The sequence below is a fragment of the Streptomyces sp. NPDC058086 genome (assembly GCF_042885015.1).
Taxonomy (GTDB): Bacteria; Actinomycetota; Actinomycetes; order Streptomycetales; family Streptomycetaceae; genus Streptomyces.
In genome coordinates this window covers 34,680-48,034 of record NZ_JBHVST010000058.1, presented here as the reverse complement: position 1 = coordinate 48,034, position 13,355 = coordinate 34,680, and the positions used below count along the sequence as shown (strand labels likewise).

General features: G+C 70.8%; 11 protein-coding genes and 1 pseudogene. 6 read left to right on the top strand and 6 right to left on the bottom strand.

The genetic code is table 11. The features are described from left to right. Positions 1 to 8: 8 nt before the first annotated feature. On the top strand, positions 9 to 944 hold the full coding sequence (locus ACFVWD_RS35160; RefSeq protein ID WP_389602022.1) for an NTP transferase domain-containing protein: 936 nt from the start codon (positions 9 to 11) through the stop codon (positions 942 to 944). After that, positions 941 to 2,335: a molybdopterin molybdotransferase MoeA gene (locus ACFVWD_RS35155; RefSeq protein WP_389602020.1), complete on the top strand. Its 1,395-nt coding sequence runs from the start codon at positions 941 to 943 to the stop codon at positions 2,333 to 2,335. The genes ACFVWD_RS35160 and ACFVWD_RS35155 overlap by 4 nt, the downstream gene beginning before the upstream one ends. Before the next feature lie 59 nt (positions 2,336 to 2,394). Here the strand turns inward: ACFVWD_RS35155 and ACFVWD_RS35150 are convergent, their stop codons facing one another. Beyond that, complete coding sequence (locus tag ACFVWD_RS35150) at positions 2,395 to 2,991, bottom strand: hypothetical protein (RefSeq protein ID WP_389602018.1); 597 nt, start codon at positions 2,989 to 2,991, stop codon at positions 2,395 to 2,397. A 51-nt stretch (positions 2,992 to 3,042) separates the two neighbouring features. Continuing rightward, positions 3,043 to 4,035 (bottom strand): potassium channel family protein, encoded by a 993-nt coding sequence (locus ACFVWD_RS35145; protein WP_389602016.1) that lies wholly within the window; start codon positions 4,033 to 4,035, stop codon positions 3,043 to 3,045. Between the two features lie 455 nt (positions 4,036 to 4,490). Between ACFVWD_RS35145 and ACFVWD_RS35140 the strand changes: the two are divergent. Continuing rightward, a pseudogene (locus ACFVWD_RS35140) lies at positions 4,491 to 5,180 on the top strand (potassium channel family protein); the annotation flags it as partial. Between the two features lie 160 nt (positions 5,181 to 5,340). Further along, the gene (locus ACFVWD_RS35135) at positions 5,341 to 6,330 is read left to right on the top strand and encodes an NAD(P)H-quinone oxidoreductase (RefSeq protein WP_389602014.1); all 990 of its coding nucleotides are present in this window, start codon (positions 5,341 to 5,343) and stop codon (positions 6,328 to 6,330) included. A 101-nt stretch (positions 6,331 to 6,431) separates the two neighbouring features. Here the strand turns inward: ACFVWD_RS35135 and ACFVWD_RS35130 are convergent, their stop codons facing one another. Beyond that, the gene (locus ACFVWD_RS35130; protein WP_389602013.1) at positions 6,432 to 6,911 is read right to left on the bottom strand and encodes a hypothetical protein; all 480 of its coding nucleotides are present in this window, start codon (positions 6,909 to 6,911) and stop codon (positions 6,432 to 6,434) included. 156 nt (positions 6,912 to 7,067) lie between these two features. Here ACFVWD_RS35130 and ACFVWD_RS35125 point away from each other — a divergent pair, with 156 nt between their 5' ends. Beyond that, positions 7,068 to 7,610 carry a bacterial proteasome activator family protein gene (locus tag ACFVWD_RS35125; RefSeq protein ID WP_389602011.1) on the top strand — a complete coding sequence of 181 codons (543 nt, stop codon included), beginning with the start codon at positions 7,068 to 7,070 and terminating at the stop codon, positions 7,608 to 7,610. Positions 7,611 to 7,727: 117 nt separating this feature from the next. On the opposite strand, the gene ACFVWD_RS35120 is transcribed toward ACFVWD_RS35125, so the two are convergent. After that, positions 7,728 to 9,365: a protein kinase gene (locus tag ACFVWD_RS35120; RefSeq protein ID WP_389602010.1), complete on the bottom strand. Its 1,638-nt coding sequence runs from the start codon at positions 9,363 to 9,365 to the stop codon at positions 7,728 to 7,730. A gap of 457 nt (positions 9,366 to 9,822) precedes the next feature. On the opposite strand from ACFVWD_RS35120, the gene ACFVWD_RS35115 reads away from it, so the two are divergent. Beyond that, positions 9,823 to 11,394, top strand: a complete 1,572-nt coding sequence (locus ACFVWD_RS35115; protein ID WP_389602009.1) for a protein kinase — start codon at positions 9,823 to 9,825, stop codon at positions 11,392 to 11,394. Positions 11,395 to 11,527: 133 nt separating this feature from the next. Here ACFVWD_RS35115 and ACFVWD_RS35110 read toward each other — a convergent pair whose 3' ends face one another. Beyond that, positions 11,528 to 12,664, bottom strand: a complete 1,137-nt coding sequence (locus tag ACFVWD_RS35110) for a phosphotransferase (RefSeq protein WP_389602007.1) — start codon at positions 12,662 to 12,664, stop codon at positions 11,528 to 11,530. A gap of 103 nt (positions 12,665 to 12,767) precedes the next feature. Continuing rightward, complete coding sequence (locus ACFVWD_RS35105; protein WP_389602005.1) at positions 12,768 to 13,190, bottom strand: pyridoxamine 5'-phosphate oxidase family protein; 423 nt, start codon at positions 13,188 to 13,190, stop codon at positions 12,768 to 12,770. Positions 13,191 to 13,355 lie beyond the last annotated feature (165 nt).

Here is a 13,355-nt window from a genome sequence, read left to right as displayed (position 1 = left end):
CTCGGGGGATGACCGCGTCCGAGCCACCGGGGACCCCCGGCCCCGCCGCCCCGTACGACGCCGTCGTCCTCGCGGGCGGCGCAGCCCGCCGGCTCGGCGGCGCGGACAAGCCCGGTCTGCGCGTGGGCGGGCGCCCGCTCCTCGACCGGGTGCTCGCCGCCTGCGCCACCGCCACCACCACGGTGGTCGTCGCCGAGCCCAGAGAGACCGCATGGCCCGTGGAGTGGGCGCGCGAGGACCCGCCCGGCGGGGGACCGCTCGCAGCGCTCGACGCCGGCCTGCGTCACACCTCGGCGGAACACGTCGTGGTGCTCTCCGCGGACCTGCCGTTCCTGGACCGGGCGACGGTAGGGCGCCTGCTGGACGCCCTGCGGACGGGCGACGCCCCCAAGGGCCCGGCGCAACCCGACGGCGTGCTGCTCACCGACCCCGACGGCCGCGACCAGCCGCTCGTGGCCGCCTACCGCGCGGACGCCCTGCGCCGGGAGCTGGCCGCGCTCACCGCCGCCCACGGTGGAGTCACCGGGCTGCCGCTGCGGCGGCTCACCGCCGCGCTCGACCTCACCCGCATCTCCGACCCCGTCGCGTCCTTCGACTGCGACACCTGGGACGACATCGCCGCGGCCCGGGCCCGCATCAGGGAGCATGGGAACGTGTTGAATGAATGGATTTCCGCAGTCAAGGACGAGCTGGGCATCGACCTGGACGTCGACACCGGCCTCCTGCTCGACGTGGCCCGCGACGCCGCGCACGGTGTGGCCCGGCCCGCGGCGCCGCTGACCACGTTCCTCGTGGGGTACGCCGCCGCACAGGCCGGGGGAGGCCCCGAGGCCGTCGCGGAGGCATCCCGCAAGGCCGCCGCGCTCGCGCTCCGCTGGGCCGCCGAGGACACCCCCGACGCCAAGCCGACCTCAGACGCCAAGCCGACCCCCGACGCCGGATGAACGCGCCCCGCGCCAGGCCCCTCGGCCAGGACGCCGACGACCTCGACGTGGAGGAGGCCCTGGCCTTGGTCAAGGACCCCCGAGGCGCGTCCGACCCCCGGCACGGCCACGGCACCCCCGCGGTCCCCGCGCCCACATCGGAGGGTGAGAACCGCACCCACGCCCCCGCCGGCGCCAAGGGCAAGGGCGACGGGCACAAGGCCACCCCTTGGCCCCAGGCCCGTACGACCGCCGAGCGGGCCGCCCGTTCCGTCCCGCGGCGCGCCCCCGTCTCCGTGTCCCTGGACGCGGCCCTGGGCCTGGTCCTCGCCGCCCCGCTCGCCGCGCTCACCGACCTCCCCTCCTTCGACACCTCCGCGATGGACGGCTATGCGGTCGCCGGACCCGGCCCCTGGGACCTCCGCGAGGAGCGGGTACTCGCGGGCCACGCGAAGCCGGAGCCGCTCATCGACGGAGAGGCGGTGCGGATCGCCACCGGCGCGCGCATCCCGCAGGACGCCACCGCCGTGCTGCGCAGCGAGCACGGGCGCCTCGACGACAAGGGGCGGCTGCACGCCACCCGGGAGACCGTGCACGGGCAGGACATCCGGCCCCGTGGCCAGGAGTGCCGCAGCGGCGACCAGCTCCTGCCGGCCGGCGCCCTGGTCACCCCCGCCGTGCTGGGCCTCGCCGCGGCCGCCGGATACGACACGCTCACCGCGGTCCCCCGTCCCCGCGCCGAAGTCCTCGTCCTCGGTGATGAATTGCTCACCGAGGGGCTCCCCCAGGAGGGCCTGATCCGGGACGCGCTCGGCCCGATGCTGCCGCCCTGGCTGCGCGCGCTCGGTGCCGAGGTCCTCGCGGTACGCAGGCTGGGCGACGACGCCAAAGCCCTGCACAAGGCGATCACCCGCTCCGACGCCGACCTGATCGTCACGACCGGGGGCACCGCCTCGGGCCCCGTCGACCACGTCCACCCCACCCTGAGCCGGATCGGCGCCCAACTCCTCGTGGACGGTGTCAAGGTCCGCCCGGGTCACCCCATGGTCCTGGCCCGCACCAAGGAGAACCAGCACCTCGTCGGCCTGCCGGGCAACCCCCTGGCGGCCGTCTCCGGCCTGCTGACGCTCGCCGAGCCGCTCCTGCGCATCCTGGCAGGCCGGGTGGCCCCGGAGCCGTACACGCTGCCCCTCGGGGAAGCGGTCCACGGTCACCCGTACGACACCCGGCTCATCCCCGTCGTGGTGCGTGCCGACCGGGCCATGCCGCTGCACTACAACGGTCCGGCCATGCTGCGGGGCATCGCGGCTTCCGACGCCCTCGCGGTCGTACCGCCCGGCGGCGCCCGTCCGGGTCAGGAGCTGGAACTCCTCGATCTGCCCTGGGCATGGGCCGGTATGGGGAATGCCTGAGACGAGTGGGGCATGAACCGGACGGTGAGCCGGATCGGGGAGTGTTTCACGTGAAACTTTCACGCCGAGCCGTCGGCATCCTCGTGTTTTGGAGGGTGCGGGTCCCAGCCTGCCGCGAATGACCACTTGATGGCCATCGAGGAGACGGTGAACTGGAGGTATGCGCTCTTGTGCCTCTCGGGCAGCTCGATCTCGTTGAAGATGGGACTGACTTTCCCGTCCTCGCATTGCAGCGGGAAGCTGAATCCTGTCGGCTTCAGGGTCACCGTCAGGGTCCCCTTGCCTTCACAGTTCACTGCGGTAGCAAGGGTTTTGCCCGCTAGGACTCCGCCCTTGAGGGGATATGCGGCGCTGCCTGTGACGGAGGCGGCGGACGCCACGGTCTTGATGTCGTCCTGAGCGAGATTCGGCGCTTTGGAAACCGTGTCCGCGGGGACAGTGGCCGGATGCGTGGTCTCCGCCGTCGTTGGGGTGGGGGCGCTGGTGTGAGCGGGTGCGCTCGACTTGCCCTGTCCGGACGCGGTGGTGTGGCTGCTCGTGCACCCTGCGACCGCGGTGGCGGAGAGCACGGCGACGCATGCCAGGCGGCCGGTCCGGCTGGTAAAGGTCATCAGAGCTTGGTCTCCCAGAACTTTGGCCGTGAATGTTGACGTCATGACGAGCCGACACTTGCACGCAGCACAACGCCACGGTCACGTTTTGCCTGATCAGCTGCTGGATACTGACTGCCTGATCGAGATCACACGGTCTCCGGCCTGGAGGGTCGCGGCCTGCGGCTCGGAGTAGTCGAAGACTGCGTTCCCGCGTACGACGGCCACGATCAGATCCGTGCACTCCCGAGGCGATCGACCAACCTCGTCCTTGGTCACCGGTCGCTCCGCGAGATCCAGTCCACTTCCGGAGGTCATCAGGTCCTCCAAAGCGTCTGCGGCATGAGGGCTGGCCATGGACACACCGAGGAGACGTCCTGCGGAGCTGGAGCTGGTAACGACCGTATCGGCGCCGCTCTGCCTCAACAGCGGTACGTTCTCGTCTTCCCGCACCGCGGCGACGATGGTCGCGCGCTTGTTGAGCTGGCGCGCGGTGAGGGTGACCAATGCCGCGGTGTCGTCGCGCTCAGGGGCAACGATCACCTGGGCGGCACTCTGCAACTCGGCCTTTCGAAGGGTGTCGGAGCGGGTGGCATCTCCGAGTACCGAAACCAGCCCGTCGGTGCCGGCGGCCTCCACGATCTTCCGCTGCGGGTCGACAACAACGATCTTGTCCTTGGGGATGCCCTGCCCCAGAAGCGTCTCGATGGCGTGCCGGCCTTTGGTCCCGTAGCCGACGACGACCACGTGATCCCGCATGCGGGAGCGCCAGCGATGCACCCGCACCTGTTGGCGGGTGCGCTCGGTGAGCACTTCGAGCGTGGTCCCGACCAGGATGATCAGAAAGAGGACGCGCAGCGGGGTGATGACCAGGATGTTGGTGAGCCGGGCAGCGTCGCTGACCGGGGTGATGTCGCCGTACCCGGTGGTCGAGAGGGTGACGGTCGCGTAGTACGCGGCATCGAGGAAGTCGACGCTGCCGTCCGAGTTGTCGTTGTAGCCGTCCCGGTCGAACCAGACGAGAAACGTAGTGACGGCCAGCACCAACAGGGCCATGGCCAAGCGCCGTAGAACCTGCTGGAGAGGCGGCACGCCGCTCTCGATGGGCATGGTGATCGAACGTCCGGCCTCGGCATCGTCCAGAGCCTCGGCCCGTGACCGGTACCAGAGAGACCGGAGAATCGAGAACCTCCCGGTCCTGGAGGGTGGTTGCTTCTCGTCGTTCATCGCTTGCCCCCTGCGACGGTGATCCAGCCGGCCGGCGTGGTGACCATGGTCTCGGACGATGCTGCACCGGTGTTGAACCACAGAACCCGGCACGCCCCTCTGCTGGGTGGCTTCGGGCGTATGCCGGGTGAGGTTCTGTTCGATGAAGATTAGCCAAAGCCTCACAGGGCGGTTCGGTGGTGCGGCGGCTGAGGGCGCGTCGACCGAGGGGATCGCGCGGCGCCGACCGGATACGGTCGACGGTTGAGGACAGAGGGCAGAGCAATGAGCTCCACCGGTGTGTGGGTCGTCGGTGCCGGCTGGACGGGCCTGCTCATAAGGTGCTTTCGGGAAACTGATGGAGGGCGACTTTGCGCGACCACACCGTCGTTGTCGGGTTCGGTACCAAGGGGCGGTCGGCGGTGCGGACCGTTTGTGCGACCGGGCTGAAGAAGGAGCAGGTCGTGGTCGTCGACCCCAGCGCCAAGGCGGTCGACGCGGCGACGGCCGAGGGGTATGCCGGGGTCGTCGGGGACGCGACCCGCAGTGATGTGCTGATGCGGGCCGAGGTTCACAAGGCGCGGCAGATCATCATCGCGACCCAGCGCGACGACACGGCCGTGCTGGTCACGCTGACCGCACGCCAGCTCAACCGGGAGGCGAAGATCGTCGCCGCGGTGCGTGAGGAGGAGAACGCGCCACTGCTCAAGCAGTCCGGCGCCGACGCCGTCATCACCAGTGCCAGCGCGGCCGGACGACTCCTCGGGCTCTCCGTGCTCAGCCCCAGCGCCGGCATGGTCATGGAAGACCTCATCCAGCAGGGCAGCGGGCTCGACATCGTGGAACGGCCGGTCGTCAAGGCCGAGGTGGGCAAGGGCGTACGCGAGACGGACGACCTGGTGGTCAGTGTCGTACGGGGGCATCGCGTGCTCGGCTACGACGATCCGGCCATCGGGAAGCTCCAGTTGACGGACCGGCTCATCACCATCGTGCGGGTCACGCGCGGCACCCAGGTGGCACCGCACAGCCGACCGCTGCCACAGGACTGAATCCTCGGGGCTGAATCCTCGGACTTCCGCGGACACCCACCCAGCGTGCCGGGACCATGCGACCACCCTCGTCGTCGTCCGCCGGGCCGAGCGCCGTGGCAGCGCGCCGCGGACGGTGCCCGCGGGCTTCTCACCGTGTGACAGGGGTAGCGTCAGCTTCATGAAGGCAGTGACGATCACCCAGCCCGGCGGCCCCGAAGTGCTCACGTGGACGGATGTGCCGGACCCCGTTCCCGGTCACGGGGAAGTTCTCGTCGAAGTAGTGGCCAGCGCCGTCAACCGCGCCGATCTGATGCAACGGCAGGGCTTCTACAACCCGCCGCCCGGCGCCTCCGCGTACCCCGGACTCGAATGCTCGGGCCGGATCGTCGAGATCGGCCCCGGAGTCTCCGGATGGGCCGTCGGCGACGAGGTCTGCGCGCTGCTCGCGGGCGGCGGATACGGCGAGAAGGTCGCCGTCCCGGCCGGACAGCTGCTGCCCGTTCCCGAGGGCCTGGACCTCAGGCAGGCGGCCGCGCTGCCCGAGGTGACCTGCACCGTCTGGTCCAACGTCTTCATGGTCTCCCACCTGCGCCCGGGCGAGACCCTGCTCGTGCACGGCGGCTCCAGCGGCATCGGCACCATGGCGATCCAGCTGGCGAAGGCCGTCGGTGCGAAGGTCGCCGTCACGGCCGGTACCAAGGAGAAGCTCGACTTCTGCGCCGAGCTCGGTGCGGACATCCTCATCAACTACCGCGAGCAGGACTTCGTCGAGGAGATCGAGCGGGCCACGGACGGCTCGGGCGTCGACGTCATCCTCGACAACATGGGCGCCAAGTACCTCGACCGGAACGTGCGGGCCCTCGCGGTCAACGGACGGCTCGCGATCATCGGTCTGCAGGGCGGCGCCAAGGGGGAGCTGAACATCGGCGCGCTCCTCACGAAGCGTGCCGCGATCAGCGCCACCTCGCTGCGCGCCCGCCCGCTCGGCGAGAAGGCGGCGATCGTCGCGGCGGTGCGCGAGCACGTGTGGCCGCTGATCGCCTCCGGCCATGTACGGCCGGTCGTCGACCGCGAGCTGCCGATGAGCGAGGCGGCGACGGCGCACCAGGTCCTGGAGGAGAGCGGCCACATCGGCAAGGTCCTCCTCGTCGTCCCCGGCAAGGACTAGGCAAGGACTGGGAAGGGACTGGAAGGGGACGAGGAGCCGTCCCCGGCAACGACCGCGACACCGAACCCCGGCGACCCGGTCCGGGTGCCCGGGCGATCCGCTCAGCCGCGTCGCAGGCGCAGGGCGAGGAAGGCGAGGCCCAGGCCGAGGCCGATGAGGATCAGCCCGCCGCCGAGGGGCAGGATCTTGAGGACCGGTTCGGGGGCGGTCGCCGGGCCGACCTCGTCGTGCTGGACGGGCACGGCCGCGGGCCGCGACGGCTCGGGTGCACCGGTCGCCTCCGGGCGGTCCGACGCGGCGTTCTCCCCGGCGGGGTCGCGGTCCGTGTACGTCGGCACGGTGTCCTCGCGGCTCCCGCTCCCGTCCTCGTCCGGCGCCGAGGGATCCTCGCGCCCCGGACGCGTACGGCCCTGGCCCGCGCTGCTCCCCGCGCGGGATGCGCCGGCGCTCGGAGCGGGATCGGCGGCGTACGACACCGCGTACGGGACGGCGCGTGAGACGGCGTACGAAGGGGATACCGCGCCGGTCGTCAGGACGAGCAGCAGTCCGGGCACACGGAGCGCGGTGAGCCGTGGAGTCACGTGGGTGACCCCCTCCCGGTGAGGAGTCCCATGATCAATGGGGCAAGCCTCACATGACCCCTCCTTCCCGGCATCTCGGCGGTCACCTGGACGGTGGATCACGCTTCATGGGGGGCACCACCGTGATGGGGTGGAGGTGTGCGAGAGAATGGCGGCATGGAGATGCCGAGGAACGAAAGGTCGCCGGAGAACCCCCAGATTCTGGTCGTGGGCCAGGACGGGATGGCTCTCGGCGGCACCGGAGACGAGGGCTCCCGCGAGGTCCCGGTGACAGAGATGGTCGAACAGCCCGCCAAGGTCATGCGTATCGGGAGCATGATCAAGCAACTTCTCGAAGAGGTGCGCGCCGCGCCTCTGGACGAGGCGAGCCGGGTCCGGCTCAAGGAGATCCACGCCAGCTCCGTGAAGGAGCTGGAGGACGGCCTGGCGCCCGAGCTGGTCGAGGAGCTGGAGCGGCTCTCGCTGCCCTTCACGCACGACGCGACCCCCAGTGACGCCGAGCTGCGCATCGCGCAGGCCCAGCTGGTGGGCTGGCTCGAGGGCCTCTTCCACGGGATCCAGACGACTCTGTTCGCCCAGCAGATGGCGGCCAGGGCCCAACTGGAGCAGATGCGCCGCGCGCTCCCGCCGGGTGTCGGCGGCCTGGACGGTGACGAGGACCCGCGCGCGGGCGGCCGCTCCGGCGGACCGTACCTGTAGCCCTGGGCGACCCCTTCTCACGAAACGGGCCCGGCACGTGAAGTGCCGGGCCCGCCTTATGGGAACTTGTGCGCGCTATGGGCGCTCATAAGTGTTATGGGGCTTATGTGTGGCGGTTCAGGACGGATTGCCCGTGGAGACGCTCAGCTCGATCTCCGGCATCTTCTTGGGATCGACGTCCTCGTCCGCGGACGGGAACTGATCCATGATCGTGTCCTGGCCGTAGGTGTTCTCGTCGACGTGCTTGATCTTCATCTGCCAGCCCGCGGCCTGGAAGCAGGACTTCACGGACGACAGGTTCTTGTACTGGAAGTCCGGGATCTTGATCTTGTTCGGGTCGTTGTACGACTCCTGAGGAGACGTGCACTTCTCCTTGTCGATCGTCTTCGACGTGTCCGGACCCTTGTGCCCCGCCACCACGGACGGCGAGGGGCTGCTGCCGCCGCCTCCCTGGTCGCCGCCGCCGTTGTTGTTCAGCGCGAGGGCGGTGATCAGACCGCCGATCGCGACGAGCGCGACCACGATCGAGCCGACGACGACCGCCTTGTTGCCCTTGCGGCCACCGGAACCGCCCGGGCCGCCCGGGACGGAGGTCTGGGCCTGGGGCGTGAGGTGGTACGGCGGCGGGGTCGACATGCCCTGCTGGGGGGCGTACGCCGGGACCCCCGGCGTCGGGTAGCCCCCCTGCTGCGGATACCCGTACGCCTGGGACGGCGCGGGCGGCGGGGTCGGCGCGCCATAGGGATTGGGCTGGTACGGCGTCTGCACGGGACCCGGGGCCGGCATCGCCTGGTCCACGGGCGGGAAGACGGCCGAGCCGACGCCCGCGCCGCTCGACGTCCTGGCCCCCGGCACGATGCTCGGCGCGGCGGCCTGCAGCGACTGGGACACCCGCAGACACTCGTCGCGCATGGTCTCGGCGCTCGGGAAGCGCTCGTTCGGGTTCTTCTTCAGCGCGCGGGCGATCAGCGCGTCCACCGCCGGGGGCAGCGAGCGGTTGATCGAGGAGGGCGTGACCGGCGCCTCCTGGACATGCGCGTACGCGATGGCCAGCGGTGAGTCGGCCTCGAACGGCAGCCGCCCGGTGACCAGTTGGAACAGCATGATGCCGACGGAGTAGAGGTCGGACCGGGCGTCCACGCCCCGGCCGAGCGCCTGCTCCGGGGAGAGGTACTGAGGGGTGCCGACGACCATGCCGGTCTGCGTCATCGAGGTGACGCCGGACTGCATGGCGCGGGCGATGCCGAAGTCCATCACCTTGACGACGTTGCGCTTCGTCATCATCACGTTGCCCGGCTTGATGTCCCGGTGGACCAGGCCCATCTCGTGGCTGATCTCCAGGGCCGCCAGGACGTCCGCGGTGATCTTCAGGGCTTTGTCGGCGGGCATGGCGCCGTACTGCGCGATGTCCTGGTCGAGCACGGAGCCGAGCGGGCGGCCCTCGACGTACTCCATGACGATGTACGGCGTCGTCATGCCGCCCAGTTCGTCCTCGCCGGTGTCGAAGACCGAGACGATGTTCGTGTGCGTGAGTTTCGCCACCGCCTGGGCCTCGCGGCGGAAGCGCTCGCGGAAGGCCTGCTCGCGGCCGAGCTCGGTGTGCAGTGTCTTGATCGCGACCTGGCGGTCGAGCACCGAGTCGTAGGCGAGGTGCACCGAGGCCATGCCGCCCTCGCCGAGCAGATCACGCAGCTGGTAGCGGCCGCCGGCGACCGCGCGTCCCGCGTACCGGCCCTGTGCGCCGTCCTGGCTCATGTTCTGCGTCCCCCATTGGCGCGGATTGTTCTGCCTGTGCTGCGAGCTGTCCTGCGCGCGCTCCGCGCGGTCGTGTGGTGATCCGCACGGTGAACTGCGCGGTGAACTGCGCCGTGATCCGTACTGAATCCGTCTGAATCCGTCTGAGTCCGTGCTGTGATCGATCTGTGTCTCGTTGATCGATTGGCTGATTCCCGGCCAAGTCTGCCGTAGGGCACTGACACGTCAAGCGCGGTGCCCGTTCCGTGACCGTCTGCGAAGGAAGCGTCGCGGAAGCGTTACAGGTGCCGTGCGAGCGGTACACAGAATTTGCACGCCGACACCCTGGACAGGTTTCATGGCCGGTCCATCTCACTTCCATCTCGGGCCGGAGCCTTGCGCGAAGCCTGTAGCGTGGCCCGACGGAGACCGTAACAACCACCGCGCAGACCGCGGGCAGAAACGACGGCGAGGACTGATGGCACAGCAGCAGCGCGCTCAGGGCCCGTCCGACCCCGAGGCGACTGGCGGCGGTATGTCAGATGCGCCGGAGATGTGGGGTAATGGCGGACTTGTGGGGGACGGCCGATACCGGCTGACCCACAGACTAGGCCGGGGCGGCATGGCCGAGGTGTTTGCGGCCGAGGACGTGCGCCTCGGGCGCACCGTCGCGGTCAAGTTGCTCCGCTCCGACCTGGCCGAGGACCCGGTGTCCAAGGCCCGCTTCACGCGTGAGGCGCAGTCGGTGGCCGGACTCAACCACCACGCAGTCGTCGCCGTGTACGACTCGGGCGAGGACGTCGTCGGCCACGCGACCGTGCCGTACATCGTGATGGAGCTCGTCGAGGGCCGCACGATCCGCGACCTGCTGATCAACGCCGAGGCCCCCGGGCCCGAGCAGGCGCTGATCATCGTGTCCGGTGTCCTGGAGGCGCTCGCCTACTCGCACCAGCACGGCATCGTGCACCGCGACATCAAGCCGGCGAACGTGATCATCACGAACACCGGTGCGGTGAAGGTGATGGACTTCGGCATCGCGCGCGCCCTGCACGGCGCGCAGTCCACGATGACCCAGACCGGCATGGTCATGGGCACACCGCAGTACCTCTCCCCGGAGCAGGCTCTCGGCAAGGCCGTCGACCACCGCTCCGACCTGTACGCGACCGGCTGTCTGCTGTACGAACTGCTCGCGCTGCGGCCCCCGTTCACCGGCGAGACGCCGCTGTCGGTGGTCTACCAGCACGTCCAGGACATCCCGGTACCCCCGTCCGAGGTCGCGCAGGGGGCGCCGCCGGAGCTCGACGGGCTCGTCATGCGCTCTCTCGCGAAGGAGCCGGACGACCGGTTCCAGACCGCCGAGGAGATGCGCGGCCTTGTCCAGTACGGGCTGCAGATGCTGTACGACCAGGGCGGGCACACCGGCACCTGGAACACCGGCCCGGTCGCCATGCACGAGGGGTTCCACACGTCGGCGTCCGGCTTCGCGGGTACGACCGCGCTGCCGCATCCCGGTGAGTCCGGTACCACGCAGATCCCGGCGCCGATCATCCCGCCGTACGGCAGCGGCGGGGACGACGGCGGCTTCGAGGGGCACGGCAACCACGGCAGCGGTCGCGGCAAGCTGTGGATCCTCGCGGTCCTCGCGGTGATCGCGATCGCGGCGGGTGTCGCGCTCGCGCTCCACAAGACCGGTGACACCGGTGGCGGCGGGAGCGGTACGACCCACTCGCCGACCACCACGCCGTCCGCCAAGGACAACGAGACCAGCGCGAGTCCCAGCGACAGCCCCACGGACACCGCGACGGACAATTCCACGGACGACAACACCAGCTCGGGCGGCGGTTCGGACTACACGCCGTCCTACACGCCGTCCCCGAGCTACAGCAGCCAGCCCTCGAACCAGCCGTCGGACACGGCCACGGACACGACGCCGACGGACACGACGCCTTCGGACCCGGCGACCGAGAGCCAGGCTCCGACGACGCCGGCCGATCCGACGGACGGCGTCATCGGCGGCGGCGACAGCCAGGGCAGCTCGCAGAACCCCTGAGGGACACCGACGGAAACGCCCTCCACGCGCGCGTGAAGCCCGAAACGGGCGCCACGCGCGCGTGGTGTTTCCCTCCCCCCGGTCGCGGCGTTCGCGCCCCGGCCGCCGTGTCTCCCCCGACCGGTGCCGGCGATCAGCCCGCGAACGCCTCGCACACCGCGTCGTACTCCCGTGTCCACCACACCGCCAGCGCCGAGGCCGCCGGGAACTGCGGATCGGCGCGGGTGTCGCCGCGCTCGTAGTGCCAGCGCAGCATCCAGAAGTCGTTGAGGCGCTCCCACCACACCCGGTGCACGGCGGCCGCCAGCTCGGCGGGGCCCGCGCCCGCGGTACGCCGGTACGCGCGCGCGTAGGCCCGCACCTTCGCCAGGTCCAGGGCGCCGACGGGACGTACGAAGAAGATCACCGCGGCGCGTACGGCCTCCTCGGCGCGGGGATGGACGCCCAGCCGGTCCCAGTCGACGATCGCGGCCGGTTCGCCGTCGCGGTAGAGCAGGTTGAAGGGGTGGAAGTCGCCGTGCACCCAGCCCACCGAGCCGCCCTGCGGGGGCCGTCGGTCGGCATGCCGCTCCAAGAGGGCGCGCCGCTCCAATAGCCGGTGCCGGGCCAGCTCGTCGAAGGCGTCGTACGGGCGGTGGCGGCGCACCTGGGCGAGCAGGCGGTCGATGAGCGCGAAGGTGTCGGCGGGGTCGGCTCCCCGGGCCGGATCCACCCCTTCCGCCGCCGCTGAGCCTCCCGATCCGGTCCTCGCTGAGCCTCCGGTCCTCGCTGAGCCTCCGGCCCTCGCCGAGCCTCCCGCGCCCGCCGATCCTTCCGTCGCCCCGGTGACGCCGGTCGGTCTCGCCGCGGCGCGGCCCTCCGTCGGCATCACCCGCTCCAGGCTCGCGTGGACGACGCCCAGGAGCGCCCCCAGCCGCGCGCACTGCTCCGTGGTGAGCTGGCCGCCGTGCCGGTGCCGGCCGTCGATCCAGGGGTGCAGCGCGTACGCGTGGCCCCCGATGACGGCGACGGTGCGCCCGTCGGTGCCGGTCAGCGGCGGGGCGACGGGGACGCCGAGGTCCGCGAGACGCTGGGTCGCCCGGTGCTGGCGGGCGATCGCGACCGGGTTGGCGGTCTCGGGGTCGAAATGGTGCTTGAGGAAGTAGCGGCCGCGGGTGGTGCGGAGCCGGTATCCGCGGTTGAGCAGCCCCTGTTCGACGGGGTCGCAGGTCAGCGCGGACCCGGCGGCGTACTGGCGGAGGAGGGCGCCCAGAGGGGGCGCGTGAGACACCGGGGGTGGTGCAGATAGGCGCGGCACGCGCCAGATGTTAGGGCACGAGACAGGCCTCTGACCTCGGGTTTGTCACAGACAGTCGTCTTCGATCACGGGACAGTCACAGGGTGCTCCGGAACTGGCGTTCCATGGCATCGTCCGCAGAATGGACGGTGGAGAACTGGGGCGCGATGCTCAGATGGACCGGGTCGAAGGGCTCGCCGTCCATGAACCGCGGCGCGGGCCCGAACAGCTCCCGGTGGGCCTCGGTCGGCTCCACGGCCTCGCACCGGCCCACGATCTGCACGGACCACACGCTCTCGCCGAGCCCTGCCGAAGCCAGGTTGTCGGTGCCGTAGGCGACGACGCTCCCGAGGCAGGCCCGGTGGTACCCGCAGCCCCGGTGCAGGCGCAACAGGACGCGGCCGTCCACCACGACGTGGCGGGCGAGGGCGAGGAAGGGCATGGCGCGCAGGCTGGCGGCCAACCGGCCATGGTCGGTACGGCGGAGGAGTTCCACGGCGAGCTCTTCGTCGATGGGCATGCCCCCAATTTCCGGCACCCTGAAGGCCCCGAAAAAGAGGCACCCGCCCCCTGAAGAGGGGCCAAAGGTCCCGAAAAACAAGTAGGGCGTACCGGCGGCGCCACACCCGGTGACCCGGGCTCAGCCGCACCCGGTGACCCGGGTTCAGCCGCACCGAGCGACCCG